15 protein-coding genes are annotated in these 15,088 nt (G+C 69.8%); 7 read left to right on the top strand and 8 right to left on the bottom strand.

Going from position 1 to position 15,088, the window contains the following annotated elements; translation table 11 throughout:
- Position 1 precedes the first annotated feature (1 nt).
- The 5 genes from ADK54_RS14480 to ADK54_RS14460 all read left to right on the top strand — a co-directional run bounded on the left by ADK54_RS14480 (position 2) and on the right by ADK54_RS14460 (position 5,186).
- On the top strand, positions 2-1,351 hold the full coding sequence (locus tag ADK54_RS14480; RefSeq protein WP_053726033.1) for a sulfate adenylyltransferase subunit 1: 1,350 nt from the start codon (positions 2-4) through the stop codon (positions 1,349-1,351).
- A gap of 257 nt (positions 1,352-1,608) precedes the next feature.
- Positions 1,609-2,721, top strand: coding sequence for an aliphatic sulfonate ABC transporter substrate-binding protein (locus tag ADK54_RS14475; protein WP_053726032.1), 1,113 nt, complete (start codon positions 1,609-1,611; stop codon positions 2,719-2,721).
- 45 nt (positions 2,722-2,766) lie between these two features.
- Entirely contained in the window at positions 2,767-3,561 is a 795-nt protein-coding gene (locus ADK54_RS14470) for an ABC transporter ATP-binding protein (RefSeq protein ID WP_053726031.1), read from the top strand.
- Positions 3,548-4,438 (top strand): ABC transporter permease, encoded by an 891-nt coding sequence (locus tag ADK54_RS14465; protein WP_053726030.1) that lies wholly within the window; start codon positions 3,548-3,550, stop codon positions 4,436-4,438. Before ADK54_RS14470 ends, ADK54_RS14465 begins: the two co-directional genes overlap by 14 nt.
- A gap of 7 nt (positions 4,439-4,445) precedes the next feature.
- Positions 4,446-5,186, top strand: coding sequence for a sirohydrochlorin chelatase (locus tag ADK54_RS14460; RefSeq protein WP_053726029.1), 741 nt, complete (start codon positions 4,446-4,448; stop codon positions 5,184-5,186).
- A 487-nt stretch (positions 5,187-5,673) separates the two neighbouring features.
- Here ADK54_RS14460 and cyaB read toward each other — a convergent pair whose 3' ends face one another.
- The 3 genes from cyaB to ADK54_RS47490 are packed head-to-tail and all read right to left on the bottom strand — an operon-like array spanning position 5,674 to position 7,097.
- Positions 5,674-6,231: a class IV adenylate cyclase gene (gene cyaB / locus ADK54_RS14455; protein WP_078966378.1), complete on the bottom strand. Its 558-nt coding sequence runs from the start codon at positions 6,229-6,231 to the stop codon at positions 5,674-5,676.
- A 13-nt stretch (positions 6,232-6,244) separates the two neighbouring features.
- Positions 6,245-6,748, bottom strand: coding sequence for a hypothetical protein (locus tag ADK54_RS47495; RefSeq protein WP_234392065.1), 504 nt, complete (start codon positions 6,746-6,748; stop codon positions 6,245-6,247).
- A gap of 28 nt (positions 6,749-6,776) precedes the next feature.
- Positions 6,777-7,097 carry a helix-turn-helix domain-containing protein gene (locus ADK54_RS47490; protein WP_234392064.1) on the bottom strand — a complete coding sequence of 107 codons (321 nt, stop codon included), beginning with the start codon at positions 7,095-7,097 and terminating at the stop codon, positions 6,777-6,779.
- A 128-nt stretch (positions 7,098-7,225) separates the two neighbouring features.
- Here ADK54_RS47490 and ADK54_RS14445 point away from each other — a divergent pair, with 128 nt between their 5' ends.
- On the top strand, positions 7,226-7,732 hold the full coding sequence (locus ADK54_RS14445; protein ID WP_053726028.1) for a hypothetical protein: 507 nt from the start codon (positions 7,226-7,228) through the stop codon (positions 7,730-7,732).
- Positions 7,733-7,980: 248 nt separating this feature from the next.
- Here ADK54_RS14445 and ADK54_RS14440 read toward each other — a convergent pair whose 3' ends face one another.
- From ADK54_RS14440 to ADK54_RS14430, 3 genes are all read right to left on the bottom strand, one after another.
- Positions 7,981-10,629 carry a fibronectin type III domain-containing protein gene (locus ADK54_RS14440; RefSeq protein WP_053726027.1) on the bottom strand — a complete coding sequence of 883 codons (2,649 nt, stop codon included), beginning with the start codon at positions 10,627-10,629 and terminating at the stop codon, positions 7,981-7,983.
- A 152-nt stretch (positions 10,630-10,781) separates the two neighbouring features.
- Positions 10,782-11,360 (bottom strand): TIGR03086 family metal-binding protein, encoded by a 579-nt coding sequence (locus ADK54_RS14435; protein WP_053726026.1) that lies wholly within the window; start codon positions 11,358-11,360, stop codon positions 10,782-10,784.
- Positions 11,361-11,422: 62 nt separating this feature from the next.
- The gene (locus ADK54_RS14430; RefSeq protein ID WP_053726025.1) at positions 11,423-12,055 is read right to left on the bottom strand and encodes a DsbA family protein; all 633 of its coding nucleotides are present in this window, start codon (positions 12,053-12,055) and stop codon (positions 11,423-11,425) included.
- A gap of 160 nt (positions 12,056-12,215) precedes the next feature.
- Here ADK54_RS14430 and ADK54_RS14425 point away from each other — a divergent pair, with 160 nt between their 5' ends.
- A complete protein-coding gene (locus ADK54_RS14425) occupies positions 12,216-13,067 on the top strand; it encodes an aldo/keto reductase (protein ID WP_053726024.1) in 852 nt (283 codons plus the stop codon).
- Positions 13,068-13,096: 29 nt separating this feature from the next.
- Here ADK54_RS14425 and ADK54_RS14420 read toward each other — a convergent pair whose 3' ends face one another.
- Both ADK54_RS14420 and ADK54_RS14415 read right to left on the bottom strand, forming a co-directional pair.
- On the bottom strand, positions 13,097-13,657 hold the full coding sequence (locus ADK54_RS14420; RefSeq protein ID WP_053726023.1) for a DUF1697 domain-containing protein: 561 nt from the start codon (positions 13,655-13,657) through the stop codon (positions 13,097-13,099).
- Between the two features lie 78 nt (positions 13,658-13,735).
- Positions 13,736-14,944: a S8 family peptidase gene (locus ADK54_RS14415; protein ID WP_053726022.1), complete on the bottom strand. Its 1,209-nt coding sequence runs from the start codon at positions 14,942-14,944 to the stop codon at positions 13,736-13,738.
- Positions 14,945-15,088: the final 144 nt, after the last annotated feature.

The following is a 15,088-nucleotide window of genomic DNA, read 5'->3' as shown; positions in this document are numbered from 1 at the left end:
AATGTCCAACTCCGTTGACAACGCAGTACAGTTGGCCGATCTGTCGGCCACCACCCTGTTGCGCTTCGCGACCGCCGGGTCCGTCGACGACGGCAAGTCCACCCTGGTGGGCCGGCTCCTGCACGACTCGAAGTCGGTCCTGACCGACCAGCTCGAAGCCGTCGAGGCGGCCTCGCTCAAGCGCGGCCAGGAGGCCCCCGACCTGGCGCTGCTCACCGACGGCCTGCGGGCCGAGCGCGAGCAGGGCATCACCATCGACGTGGCCTACCGCTACTTCGCGACCCCGCGGCGCCGGTTCATCCTGGCCGACACCCCCGGGCACGTGCAGTACACCCGCAACATGGTGACCGGCGCCTCCACCGCCGACCTCGCCGTGGTCCTGGTCGACGCCCGCAACGGCGTCATCGAGCAGACCCGCCGGCACGCCGCGGTCGCCGCCCTCCTGCGCGTCCCGCACGTCGTCCTCGCCGTCAACAAGATGGACCTGGTGGCGTACGAGGAGAAGGTCTTCGCGAAGATCGCCGAGGAATTCACTGCGTACGCCAGCGAGTTGGGCGTCCCTGAGATCACCGCCATCCCGATCTCGGCGCTTGCCGGGGACAACGTGGTGGAGCCCAGCGCCAACATGGACTGGTACGGCGGCCCCACCGTCCTGGAGCACCTGGAGACGGTCCCGGTCAGCCACGACCTGGCCTCCTGCCACGCGCGCCTTCCCGTGCAGTACGTGATCCGGCCGCAGACCGCCGAGCTCCCGGACTACCGCGGTTACGCGGGCCAGATCGCCGCCGGTACGTTCCGGGTCGGCGAGCCGGTGACCGTGCTTCCCTCCGGGCGCACCAGCAAGATCGCGGGGATCGACCTGCTCGGCGAGTCCGTCGACATCGCCTGGACTCCGCAGTCCGTCACCCTCCTCCTGGAGGACGACATCGACATCTCGCGCGGCGACCTGATCGTGCCGAGCGGGGACGCCCCCGCCACCACCCAGGACGTGGAGGCGACCGTCTGCCACGTGGCCGACCAGCCCCTGACGGTGGGTCAGCGGGTGCTGCTCAAGCACACCACCCGCACGGTCAAGGCGATCGTCAGGGAGATCCCGTCCCGGCTGACCCTGGACGACCTCTCCCAGCACCCCGAGCCGGGCCAGCTCGTCGCCAACGACATCGGCCAGGTCAAGGTGCGCACCGCCGAGCCGCTCGCGCTCGACTCCTACGCCGACTCGCGGCGCACGGGCTCGTTCCTGCTGATCGACCCGGCGGACGGCACCACGCTCGCGGCCGGCATGGCCGGCGAGTCGTTCGCCACCCACAAGGTGCTCAACACCGTTGCGGACGAGGCGGGTTGGGACTTCTGATGCTGGGACTTCCGATCCACAGTCACGACGTCTACTCGACCTTCGCGAAGGAGGGCGGCCGCGTGGGCAGCGGCGCCCTCGGCAGCGGCCAGGGCGGGGTCGCCCGATGTGCGCGATGACGTACGCGCACCGCTCGCGCGCCCGGATGCACCACCAGCACCCCCCGCACCGCCGAAGACCTGCCGACTTCCCGGCCGCGTCCCGGAGTTGAGACTCCGCCGGACGTAAGCACCGGGCCTCCGAGAGGACACCCTCCCGTGCCTGCCAGCTCCACTTTGCGGCGCAGCCTGATAGCCGCCGCCACCCTGCCCCTGCTGTTCGGGGCGCTCGCCGCCTGCGGCTACGGCTCCGCCGCCGACAAGGGCGACGCCGGGAAGGCCGCGCCCGCCGCCGACGGCAAGAAGCTCTCCGCCGACTCCGTGAAGATCGGCTACTTCCCGAACCTGACCCACGCCACGCCGCTGGTCGGCGTTCAGGAGGGGCTGTTCCAGAAGGAGCTGGGCGGCACGGCCGTCAAGACGGCCACCTTCAACGCGGGGCCCTCCGAGATCGAGGCGCTCAACGCGGGCTCGATCGACATCGGCTGGATCGGCCCCTCGCCCGCCATCAACGGCTTCACCAAGTCCAAGGGCCAGAGCCTGCGCATCATCGGCGGCTCGGCCTCCGGCGGTGTGAAGCTGGTGGTCAACCCGAACAAGATCAAGTCGGTGGACGAGCTCAAGGGCAAGAACATCGCGACCCCGCAGCTCGGCAACACCCAGGACGTGGCGTTCCTGAACTGGCTGGCCGACAAGGGCTGGAAGGTCGACGCGCAGAGCGGCAAGGGCGACGTCAACGTGGTCCGCACCGACAACAAGATCACCCCGGACGCGTACAAGTCCGGCTCGATCGACGGCGCGTGGGTGCCCGAGCCGACCGCGTCCAAGCTGGTGCAGGAGGGCGGCAAGGTCCTCGTGGACGAGTCCGACCTGTGGCCGGACCACCAGTTCGTGATCACCAACATCATCGTGTCGCAGAAGTTCCTCAAGGAGCACCCCGATGTCGTCGAGGCGGTCCTGCGCGGCTCGGTGAAGACCAACGAGTGGATCGTCACCCACCCCGACCAGGCGAAGGCCTCGGCGAACGCCGCGCTCAAGAAGCTCTCCGGCAAGGAGCTGCCGGCGGACATCATCGACCCGGCGTGGAAGTCCATCCAGACCCTGGACGACCCGCTGGCGGCCAGCCTCCAGGCGCAGGCCGACCACGCGGTGAAGGCCGGCCTCCTCAAGAAGCCCGACCTCAAGGGCATCTACGACCTGGACCCGCTCAACAAGGTCCTCAAGTCCCTGGGCAGGCCCGAGGTCGGCGACGCCGGTCTCGGCGTCAACTAGTCCCCGTATCAAGCCGGTTCACAGGTTTCCCAGGAGGTGACGACCATGGCCACCGCACTCGCCAAGGCCACGGACCGCACGGCGGCAGCGCACGAGTACGCCGCCCGGATCGGGCACGTCTCGAAGTCCTTCAACGGTCCCGCGGGACCGCAGCTCGTCCTCGACGACATCTCGCTCGATGTCGCGCCGGGCGAGTTCGTCACCCTCCTGGGCGCCTCCGGCTGCGGAAAGTCGACGCTTCTCAACCTGGTGGCGGGCCTGGACGCGCCGACCGCGGGCACCATCGAGACGCCCGGCGGGCGGCCCGCCCTGATGTTCCAGGAGCACGCCCTGTTCCCGTGGCTGACCGCGGGCAAGAACATCGAGCTCGCCCTGCGGCTGCGCGGGGTGCCCAAGAACGACCGGCGCGAGCGGGCCGAGGAGCTCCTGGCCCTGGTCCGCCTCCAGGGCGCGTACGGCAAGCGCGTGCACGAGCTGTCCGGCGGCATGCGCCAGCGCGTGGCGATGGCCCGCGCGATCGCCCAGGACTCCCAACTCCTCCTGATGGACGAGCCGTTCGCGGCGCTCGACGCGATCACCCGCGACGTGCTGCACGACGAGCTGACCCGCATCTGGCGGGAGACGAACCTGTCCGTGCTCTTCGTGACGCACAACGTGCGCGAGGCGGTCCGGCTCGCCCAGCGCGTGGTGCTGCTCTCCTCGCGACCCGGCCGGGTGGCCCACGAGTGGACGGTCGACATCGACCAGCCGCGCCGCATCGAGGACGCCGAAGTGGCGGAGCTCTCCGTCGAGATCACTGAACAACTGCGTGGGGAGATCCGCCGCCATGGCCAGCACTGAGACCACTGACGTCAGGGACTCCCCCGACCTGGGCAGCCTCGAAGCGGGGCTCGACGCGCTCGAAACCGTCCAGACCCACCGCACCCCGGTGCGCGAAGTCCTGGTCAAGAAGGTGCTGCCGCCACTGACCGCGGTCGCCCTGGTCCTGGTGGTGTGGCAGGTCCTGGTCTCGGCGAAGGTCACCGACTCGTACAAGCTGCCCGCGCCGTCCGCGGTGTGGTCGAGCCTTGAGGACATGTGGCTCCAGGGGACCCTGCTCGACGTCGTGTGGACCAGCGTCTCGCGCGGTCTGCTCGGCTTCCTGCTCGCGCTCGCCATCGGCACACCGCTCGGCCTGCTCGTGTCCCGGGTCAAGTTCGTGCGGGCCGCGATCGGTCCGATCCTGTCCGGGCTCCAGTCGCTGCCATCGGTGGCCTGGGTCCCGCCGGCCGTACTCTGGCTCGGCCTGAACGACTCGATGATGTACGCGGTGATCCTCCTTGGCGCGGTCCCCTCGATCGCCAACGGTCTGGTCTCCGGCGTCGACCAGGTGCCGCCGCTGTATCTGCGGGCGGGCCGCACGCTGGGCGCGACCGGGGTGCGCGGCGCCTGGCACATCCTGATGCCGGCCGCGCTGCCCGGCTACCTCGCCGGTCTGAAGCAGGGCTGGGCGTTCTCCTGGCGTTCGCTGATGGCCGCCGAGATCATCGCCTCCTCGCCCGATCTCGGCCTCGGGCTCGGCCAGTTGCTGGAGAACGGCCGCAACAACTCGGACATGCCCGGCATCTTCCTGGCGATCGTCCTGATCCTGCTCGTCGGCATCGCCATCGACCTGCTGATCTTCAGCCCGCTGGAGCGCAGGGTGCTGCGCGGCCGCGGTCTGCTCGTGAAGGGCTGAGCCGCCCGTGCACCGCCCGGTCCTCCTCGTCATAGCCCACGGCAGCCGCGACCCCCGGCACGCCGCGACCGTCCACGCCCTGGTGCGGCGGGTGCGGTCGCTGCGACCGGGGGTGCGCGTGGAGCTCGGATTCCTGGACTTCAACGCGCCGTCGGTCCCGCAGGCCCTGGACCGCCTGGCCGTGGAAGGCGTACGGGACGTCGTGGCCCTCCCCCTCCTCCTGACCCGCGCCTTCCACGCCAAGGCGGACATCCCGGCGGTCCTGGACCGGGCCCCGGCCCGCCTGAACATCCGCCTGGCCGACGTCCTCGGCCCCTCCCCCCTGCTGCTCGCCACGCTGGAACGGCGACTGTACGAAGCGGGCCTCACCCCCGCCGACAAGCGCTCGACCGGGGTCGTCCTGGCCTCGGCGGGCTCCACCGACCCGGAGGCGATCGCAGTGATCGCTGAAATTGCGCGGGAGCTGCGGCACACCGGTTGGTGCGCCGTGCGGCCTGCGTTCGCCTCCGCGGCCCTGCCCCGCACGGAAGACGCCGTGCGGGAGCTTCGGGCCCTGGGCGTGCGCCGGGTGGCCGTCGCCCCGTACGTCATCGCCCCCGGCTTCCTGCCCGACCGGATCGCCCGGGGCGCGGCGGACGCGGATGTCCTGGCCGAAGTGCTGGGCGCGGCGCCGGAGTTGGCGCGCCTTCTCCTGTCCCGGTACGACGAGGCGAAGACCCGCCCTCGCAGCCCCGCGCTGACGGCTTGAGCCCTGCTCGCGGGTGCCGCGTTACTGGCTCAGCCTTCAGCCGAGTTGCAGGACGCACACTCGACGTTGAATGGCTTGCCTGTCCGAGCATCGACCGTGAGGGTCACCCCGAACCCGTGCGGGCAGAAACGACGGGGGCGCCTTCCGGGACGCCTTTCAACCCGAAGACGCCGCCAGCTCGCCAGTACCTGGCTGTACCGAGGGTCGTCCCACGTGCGGGGCACTCCGCTTCCTTCGCTCACTGCGGTTCCCTCCTGACGGACCGTAGCCAACTGTACTGCGGTGCTGGCGAGTTGAGGGCGCACCGGCCGGTAGTCCCGAGCCGATCGAGCACGAGCCATATCCCCACAGCCGTCGACCGCCTCACCTCGACGTCCGAACCACGCCGAGCGCCTCGACGTTCCAATCCGCCCTGTAGCCAGGTGCCGCCCCAACAAAAGAGCCCCTTCAGCCTTCGGACTGGAGGGGTTCTCCACCATGATCCGGATCAGCGACTGCGCCGAGCCCGTACCGCGTCGGTGTACAGCTCCGTCGTCAGGTCGTCGGCCCCGATGCCCAGGTCCGCCAGGACTGAGCGGACGTCGTCCAGTGCGGCCGTCACGTCGGTCTCGTCAACGAGGGTCTCCACCTCGATGAACGTGCCGTCGAGCTCCGGGACCCGGGCCAGGGTGGCGAGCATCTGCCGGTCGTAGGCCTTGAAGTCGTAGTTCCTGCACCGCTTCTCGAACGCGATGACCGGCACATAGCCGAGCTGGCGGAGCATGGCGTGCACGGCCTCCGCATCACTGACGCGGGTCTCGTACTCGGGCTTGGACCCCGACGCCTCATCGACCTTGGCAGCCTTGAACGTCAGGACGGTGCGAATGCCGTCCGCCCCGCGCACAGTTCGCACCCGCAGCTCCTGGTCCTTCTCCTCAAGTCCGCCCGCCCGGTCGTCGTAGTAGGTGTCGCGGTACACCTCGGCCCGGCCAGTGGCTCGCTCATCGAGACGGCGCAGCACCGCCTCGGGAGCATGGACGCGCGCCTTCAACTCGGCCTCGATCACCAGCGATCCCCTTTCACACCGTACGCTCGGCTCCATCGATGATCGCCTCGACCATGCGTCGGAAACCGCGGTACAACGGTCCGTGCGGCGTCTCCATCACCTTGTAGCACGCCGACTCATGGCCTTCCCAGCCTGCGTCGAAAGCACCCACGAACATCGTCGTATCAGTGCGGATGACGCGCCAGGTCGGAAGCATGCTGTACCGGTACACCTGCACATCGCAGGTACCAGTTAGTTCCCGCAGCCTCGCCTCGGCCAGGCGTACCCCGCTCGCCAGGGACTCGACCGATTCCCCCACCTCCGCCGCTCGTTGGGTGATCGCGACCGACTCGGGGTCGAGGAGCAGGAGGCGCACCCGCCGACCGTGACCACCCTGTTCGCGAGGAAGGCAAGCCCGCAGGAGCGAGTCGTTCAGTCCGATCAGGCCGAGTCCTCGAACCGCCAGCACATCCAACTCTCGTGCAGCGCTGGCATGTTGACGGATTTCTTCACTGGCTGAGGCCTGCGAGGCGTACACGCGGACGACCTCGGGGAACGCGGCCAGGTCAAAGGCCGCGCCGCCCCCAACGCCTCTCCCTGCTGGCCGCCAGACCGAGGAGGTGACGGGCGTCGTCGGGCATGTCCAGGCCGTCGGCGATCCGCTCGTACACGTCCAGGCGGGACACCTCACGGCGGCCGTTGATGATTTCGTTCACGCGCCCCTGCGCCATGTCGATGGCCGTGCCGATCCTCGCCTGACTGGCGCCTGAGTACTGCTGTACGCACCGGAATACCGCACCCATGTCCCGACGGCGCAGCGCCTGCCGCAGTTCGGCCGTCTCCCAGGCCCAGCCGGGAAGTTCGATCGCTGCCGGTAGTCCGGCCACCCTCCACCTCCCCTATCCGCAGGTGGGATACCAATCCATCTCACGGTGAGATTACCGCTCGGATATCGAGATGCCTGCCGCTTCCCCGAGATCCTTGCCGCTCGAAGCAGCCCACTGCGGAGGCACCCATGAGCACCCTCGGAACCCCCCTTGCCCGCTCCCTCACCGAGGCAGAGAGAGCGATCTCCAGCTGGCTCGCAGGCAGCCTCAACAGGCCTCAGGAAGCGTGGGATCAATGGGCGAACGGGCCCATCGCACTGCTGGCGCTGGGACGCCGCTTCTCCGCCGTCCGCCTGGCCGACGAGCTGGTGTACGCCGTAGCTGTCGGCCAGGGGGCGACCGCGGTCCTGCGTGCGTGCCTGCGCGGGCCCGTCATCCACGACCCACGCGGGCGCCGGTTCTACGCGCTGGTCCCGCCGTCGCCGTCACCCCGGAGCCTTGGCCCGTACGCCACTCACCTCGGTCTCGGCCACTACCTCGGCGTGCCCCGCATCGGGGACAACGAGCCGGACGCGGCCCACGCGAGCTACTGGGCCGTACCCATGTCCGCCCCCGGCGCCCTGTGCGATCCGATCCGGCTCGACCAAGTGATCGAGGCGGGCACGACCGCACTCGACAGTCAGGCCGAGTCATGACCGCGAAGCGGACGCCGAGCGCCTATGTGACTCCCGAGTGTCGAGAAGCCCGCAACCTCTGCTGGCCGGGCGGACACACGCACTGCCCCGGCCCGTTGGAGGTGCGCCGTTGGCAGGGTGAGGCACCCCTTGAAGTGCTGAAATGCGCCTGCCCGTGCCACCCCAAGAATTCCCGAGCCAGCCGGCCCCTCAAGGTGCCGCCATGACCGACACGGCCCGTCGCTCCTGCGCATCCGTTTGCGTCCGCTTCACGACTGGGTCAGAGATCCAGCTGCGGCCCCCGGCCCCACCCCCGCCGCCGTGACGGCCGCGACCGTGAACGTGTAGCGCTTGCCCGGCACAAGACCCCCCACCACCCGGAACATCCCCTTCGCCGTCGGCTGGGTGACCAGGGCGTCCCGCCCGGTGACCTCCACGACCCGCCCGTCCGAGACGGTGATCCGGTAGCCGACGACCTTCGCGTCGCCCATGGCCGCGGGCGGCGTCCACGCCACTGTCACCGCCCCGGCGCCGGCCCGCACCTTGACCCCGGTCGGCGCCCCCGGCAACACGACGGCCGCGCTCGGCGCGAGCGGCGCCGAGGCGAGCGACGGGGCGCTCTCTCCGTGCGCGTTGCGTGCGGTGACTGTCACCCTGAACGGGCCCTCCGGCACCCTGAGTTTGCCGATGCGTACATACGCCTGCCGTGCGAAGTCCGCCGCGGTGATGTCGGCCATCGCGGCCTCGGTTCCGTCGGGGCGCAGGGCGTGGGCCGTGTACCCGGTCAGTGGTGAACCGCCGTCCACATACGCGGGGTTGAAGGTCACGTACATCGCATCCGCGCCCGCCGTGCTCGTGCCCACGCGGGCCGGGGCCTCGGGCACGGAGACCGCCTGCGTCGTACGGTCGAGGACCGAGCGGTACGCGGGCTCGATGCCGGCGCCCGCGAGTACGTCCGGCGGCACGTCGGCGAGGCCGGCCATGATGTGGTTGCCCGTGGTCACCAGGCCCTTGCTGTTGCCGTCGGCGGTGCCTTCCTCCCACCAGTTGTCCTTGATCAGCGTCGGGTCGTTGTTGCCGAGCTTGTCGCGGTAGTCGGTGTGGCGGCTGGCGACATTCGCGTACGCGGCGCCGTACAGGACGTTGCCCTGGACGGTCTCGTAGGTGCAGCCATTGTCGGTGTAGACGCTCTTGCCCAGGCCCCACTGATCGTGGATGACGTTGCCGGTGACCTTCTCGCCGTCGGCCATCGACGTGCCGGTCAGGCCCTGGGTGTAGACGCCTCCGCCGTCGTCGAGGAGTTGCATGTAGTCGAAGATCAGGTTGTCGCGCACCGCGTTGTCGTGGCTCGGGTTGGGTGTCGCGGGCGAGCCGATCTTGTCGGGCCAGCCGCCCCAGCCCATCGAGATCGCGCTGTAGCCGAGGTGGTCGAGCTGGTTGTGCGCGATGGTGTTGTGCTGGGTGTACCCGTTGAGGATGCCCACCCCGCCGTGGAACTCCCGGGGCAGCGCGTAGAGATGATTGTCCGTCACCTCGATGTGGGAGGCGGGAGCCTGGCCATCCACACCGCCGATCTCCATCCCGTTGCCGGAGATGTCGGTGAACACGCTTGATTTCACCGTTGAGTTGGTCGTGCCGGTGCCTAGTTCGAGACCTGCGGCGCCGAGATGCGCGAAGGTGCTGTCGCTGATGTCGATGCCGCGCGCGTACGAGAAGGACACGTTGCCCGGCATCTTCGTCCAGGAGGCGAAGGGGCAGGTGCCACCCGGGGTGAAGCCGCACAGGCCCTGGGTCGCCCAGCCCTTGGCGCCGGTGATGGTGTAGCCGGCCTGGATCTCGGAGAAGCCCTCGGGGCCGGACGGCGTCAGCCAGGTCGCGTAGCTGAACTGGAGCCCCTGGAAGGCGACATCGTGCAGCGGCGCCTTCGAGGTGCCGTGCCCGTCGAGCAGCTTCTCGGCGGAGGCCGCCTCGATGTCGGCGCTCCTCGGGTCCTCGCCCTGGCGCGGCAGGTAGTACACGGTGCCCGCGGTGCGGTCGAGGTACCACTCGCCGGGCTGGTCGAGGAGTTCGTAGGCGTTCTCGACGTAGGACGCCTCGCCGTTGTTGGTGAGCTTGCCGGGGCCGACCATGCTCACCGTGCGGCCGGGCCGGTCGGGGAACTCGACGCGCTTGTTGGAGTTGTCCCAGCACGGCTGGGCCATGGTGATCGCGGCGCCCTTGGCGGCGGCGATCGTGCAGCGGGGTTCGGTCCACTGGCCGAGTCCGTTGCGCTCGACGTTCCAGAGGGCCTCGCCGCTGGTGTACACGAACTCGGCGTCGGAGGGACGGCGCCAGCGCGCGATGGCGTCGGAGGTCGCGGTGTAGCCGGTGGACGTGGCGGTGAGGCCGACCGGCACCTCGCCCCTGGCACGCTGACCGCGCACGCCGTCGACGTACAACTGCCGTGTGTCGCCGAGCCCTTGGGGTGCGGGTGCGGACCACAGCCCGGGGCGTCCGGACACCGGCTGCCAGCCCTCGACCTTGTGGCCGCCGCTGATGACGGTGGCCCCGGCGCCCGCGCCCTGCCAGATGATGCGGTGGCCGTTCCGGCCGGAGTCGCGGGCGTCGAGTTCGAGCGGCTTGTCCATGCGGTACGTACCGGCCGTGAGGTGGACCGTGAGGTCGGCACTCTGGTGCGCCGCCCTGCCGCGCGCCACGTCGCGGGCGCGCGGCAGGCCGCGCACGGGGTGCTGGGCGGTGCCGTCGGCCAAATCGTTCCCAGTGGGGGACACATACACATCGGCCGAGGACGCGTGCGGCGAGCGTGCCGTGGCCGACGGCACGAGGCCCGGGACGCCCAGGGCCAGGGCGGCCGCGAGTGCGAGGATCGGGGCGGCTCTTTGGGGCGCCGTCCGCGGCGCGCTCCGGGATGCGGGCATGTTCCCTCCCAGTGGGAGCTCATGGGACCGGCCCCCTGAGCCACTGGAAAGGTAGGAGCATTGACATACCACGGTCAACACATCGATCCGGATTCCTCGGGATTCCTCGCCAACTCCCCCTAGTCATCGGATCACTTGAGCGCGAATTGGAGTCAGGCGACCCAGTGCGGATCGCGGCCGGAGGCGGCCAGGGCGCGCTCGAAGGTGGCGGCCGCGAACGGCAGGTCAACCGGGTCGGCGAAGCCCTGGTACTGGCGGTAGAGCTCGGCGTTGTCCTCGACGACCTTCAGGACGAACGCGGCGGACTCCTCGGAGATCCGCACCTCCTGCCCGGTGGCGCGCGCGACGTCCCAGCCGTGCACCACCATCTCCTTGACGACCATCGAGGCGATGTGTGCGGCGGCCAGCGCGGTCCCGCCCAGATCGATCTCGCCCTCCCAGACGGCCGGGTCGGCCCACGCGGCGACGGCCCGGTCGAGCTGGGCGGCGTACCGCTCGGGCCAGTCGGCGTCGGCGGTGAAGTCACGCGCGGTGAGCTCGTCCGGGAGCGGCTTGCGCAACGCCCGGTGCCCCAGGCCGTGCGAGGTGTACAGGACCCAGTGGTTGACCAGCGCCCGCACGTCCCACTCCCCGCAGGGAGTGGGCCCGGCGAGCTGCCCGGGGGTGACGCCGCGCGCGATGCGGGCGGCCTCTGCTGCACATTCGGTCATGACACGGTGTTCGTTCTTCATACGACCAGCCTGCCGCCGCAGCCCTCCCCCGGTATTGAAGAAACGCGACAAGATCGCTGACCTCAGTCGAAGCGGAGGGAGCCCGTCCGGGTCCGCTTCAGCTCGAAGAAGTCGGGGTACGCGGCGATCGTGCGCACGCTGTCGAAGAGCCGGGCCGCCTCCTCACCGCGCGGGATCGAGCTGAGCACCGGGCCGAAGTAGACCTTGCCGTCGAAGTGCATGGTCGGCGTGCCGACGTAGCCGTCCTCCGCCGGGTCCTTGCCCGCGTCGTGGCTGCGGCGCACGGCCTCGTCGCGCGCCGGGTCGTGGGCGGCTTCGGCGAGCGCGGCGGGCAGGCCGAGCTCCGCGAGCGACTGGGCGATCACCTCGTTGAAGTCCTGGTTCTTGTCCTGGTGGATGCGGGTGCCGAAGGCGGTGTACAGATCGCGCAGCACGCCGTCGCCGTGCGCCTCCGCCGCCGCGACCGCGACCCGGACGGGGCCGATCGACCGGTCGACCAAGTCCCGGTACCAGTCGGGCAGTTCATTGCCGATGTTGTGGAAGTAGAGGCTCATCGGCCTGAATCTCAGCTCGATGTCGCGGCGCCGCTCGACCTCCAGCATCCAGCGGGAGGTGATCCAGGCGAAGGGGCAGGCGGGGTCGAAGTAGAAGTCGACGGTGGTGCGCTGCGCGAGGTCTGTCTTGGTTTCCGTCATGGGTCGAGCGTAGCCCGGCAATGGCCCCCGCCACTGGTCCAATGATGTCTGCGATCACTGGGCCATTTCGGCGTCGGACGGCTCGGCCCGTTGCCTGGTGGTCGTGCCGCGGCTCGGCCCGTCGGCCGGAGCGCAGAGGTGGTCGGCTACGGTCCTCTGCATGATCCCTGAGACCTTCGCACTCGGCGGCGACCGGCCCCTGCGGCGGCTCGGCTTCGGCACCGCGCAGCTGACCGGGCCCGGCTACTGGGGCCCGCGCGGCGAGCGGGCGGACGCGCTCGCCGTGCTGCGCCGGGCGGTGCACCGGGGTGTCACACTGATCGACACGGCCGACAACTACGGCCCGGACCTCGCCGAGGAACTCGTCGCGGAGGCGCTCCACCCCTACCCGGCCGATGTGGTGATCGCGACCAAGGGCGGAGTCGTACGGACCAGCGACAGCGCCTGGCACATCGCGGGGCGGCCCGAGCAGTTGCGGGCGATGTGCGAGGCGAGCCTGCGCCGGCTGCGGGTGGAGACCATCGATCTGTACCAGTTGCACCGGCTCGACCCCGAGGTCCCCATGGCCGAACAGCTGGGCGCTCTCGACGAGTTGAGACGGGCGGGCAAGATCCGGCACATCGGGCTGGACAGCGTCTCGGCCGAGCAGGTGGAGCAGGCGCTCCGGCTGACCGGCATCGCCTCCGTGCAGAACCGCTTCAACCTCCTCGACCGGGAGTCGGCGGCGGTCGTCGCCCTGTGCGAGGCGCACGGCTTGGCGTTTCTGCCCTGGTTCCCGCTGGCCAACGGCGCGCTCACCGGCGAGGCGGCGGCCGACCTCGACCGGATCGCCCGGCAGCACGGCGCGACCAGGGGCCAGATCGCCCTGGCTTGGCTGCTGCACCACTCCCCCGCCCTGTGCCCGACGCCGGGCACCGGCTCACTGGCGCATCTGGAGGAGAACCTGGATGCGGCTCAACTCAGCTTGTCCGAGGCCGAGTTGAACACATTGGACGCGCTTCGGGCGTCCTGAGCCGACTCCCGACGGGTGGGCATGGCACCTCAGGCGCCGACCGCCTCCGTCATCCGCACCAGCGCCTTGACGGTGTTCCAGTTGCGGGAGGTCGCGTCGATGCCCTTGAGCAGTCCGGGCCGGGACAGGGCGGCGCCGAGCTGCGACTTGCCGAGGCCGTCGGGCGCGTACAGATAGAGCACCTGGTCGCCGAGCCGGAACTCCTCGGGGAGGAAGGCGGCCCGGTCGATGGAGGCGAAGCGGTCGGCGGTGACGGGCGGGCCCGCGAAGAAGGTGGCGTGCAGCTGCTTGCCCTCAAGAACGTCGGCCGGGAAGGGACAGCCGTCGAGGACGGACCGCAGATAGGGGCCGCTGCGCACCATGCAGGCGACGCGGAAGCCGAAGTGCTTCTCGATGGCGGCCTCCAGGCCGGCCGCAAGCGCGTCCTGATCGCGGGAGATGCTGCTGAAGACGGCGTTTCCGCTGTTGAGGTACGTCTTCACATCGCCGTGGCCCAACTCGCCGAGGATTTCCCGAAGGTCGGCCATGGGAACTCGTCTGTTCCCGCCCACATTGATGCCGCGCAGCAGAGCGGCGTACGTCGTCGTCATGGGGGTCACCCTAAAGCGGCCCCCGCGCCCCGTGGGGGACGGGCGCGGGAGCCGCCGTTCGCCGCTGCCGAACGGTGTCTACTCGACGATCTTCAGCAGCTTGTTCGGGGTGCCGGGGCTCGCGTTGGAGATCTTGTCGGCCGTGGCGCCCTTGGTGAGGGCGTCGGAGACCTGGGCCGGGGTGGCGTCCTTGTGGCCTGCCAGGTAGACGGCCGCGGCGCCGACGACGTGCGGGGTCGCCATGGACGTACCGGAGATGGTGTTGGTGGCCGTGTCGCTGGTGTTCCAGTCGGAGGTGATGTCCGAGCCGGGGGCGTAGAGGTCGACCACCGAACCGAAGTTGGAGAAGTCGGACTGCTTGTCGTCCTTGGTGGAGGAGGCGACGGTGATGGCTTCCTTCACGTGGGCCGGCGAACTGTTGCCCGCGTCGGTGGACTCGTTGCCGGCTGCGATGCCGAAGGTGACGCCGGAGGCGATCGCCTTCTGGACGGCCTCGTCCAGCGCCGGGTCGGCGGTGCCGCCGAGGCTCATGTTGGCGACCGAGGGGCCCTTGTGATTCTTGGTGACCCAGTCGATGCCCGCGACGACCTGTTCGGTGCTGCCGGAGCCCTGGTTGTCGAGGACGCGCACGGCGACGATCTTCGCCTTCTTGGCCACGCCGTGCTCGGCGCCCGCGATGGTGCCCGCCACGTGCGTGCCGTGGCCGTTGCCGTCGTCCGCGTTGTCGTTGTTGTCGACCGCGTTGAAGCCGTAGGAGGCCCGCCCGCCGAAGTCCTTGTGGGAGATGCGGACTCCGGTGTCGATCACATACGCGGTGACGCCGTCCCCGGCACTGTCCGGGTAGGTGTACTTGCCGTCGCCCTTGGTGTCGGCCTGGTCGATCCGGTCAAGGCCCCAGGACGGCGGGTTCGCCTGCTCCGCGTTGATGTGGAACTTCTTGTTCTGTACGACCTTGCCGACGGACGGGTCGGCGGCGAGCCGCTTGGCCTCGGTCTCCGAAAGCCCGCTGGCGGAGAAGCCGTTGAGGGAGGAGGAGTAGTCGCGCTGGAGCTTGCCGCCGTACTCCTCGGCGAGCTTGCGCTTGGAGTCGGACGTGGCCGACTTGTCGAGCAGGACGATGTAGCTTCCGTCCACCGCGTCCTGGGCGTGCAGTCCGTAGACCGTGCCTTCGGCGGGGGCGGCTCCGGCGAACGGAGAGTTCAGTGCGGTCACTCCGGCCGCCGCCACGACGGCGGTTATGGCTGCGGTGAGCTTGATCTTCTTGCTCGCGCGCTTGTGAGTTGCCATGAAGAGGGGGTCTCCTCGTCACTATTTGTGGGGGGTTTGCCTACCGGACGGAAACTTTCCGGGGCTGATTCGAAACCCTTGCCGATTGACACGCGCAGATCAAGGACTTCATCCAGCTGTGACTTACCCAACAAGGTTTTGTAA

This window comes from Streptomyces sp. WM6378 (assembly GCF_001279695.1).
Classification (GTDB): domain Bacteria; phylum Actinomycetota; class Actinomycetes; order Streptomycetales; family Streptomycetaceae; genus Streptomyces.
Note: the sequence above shows the minus strand (reverse complement) of the source record. Positions and strands in the feature narration are given on the sequence as shown.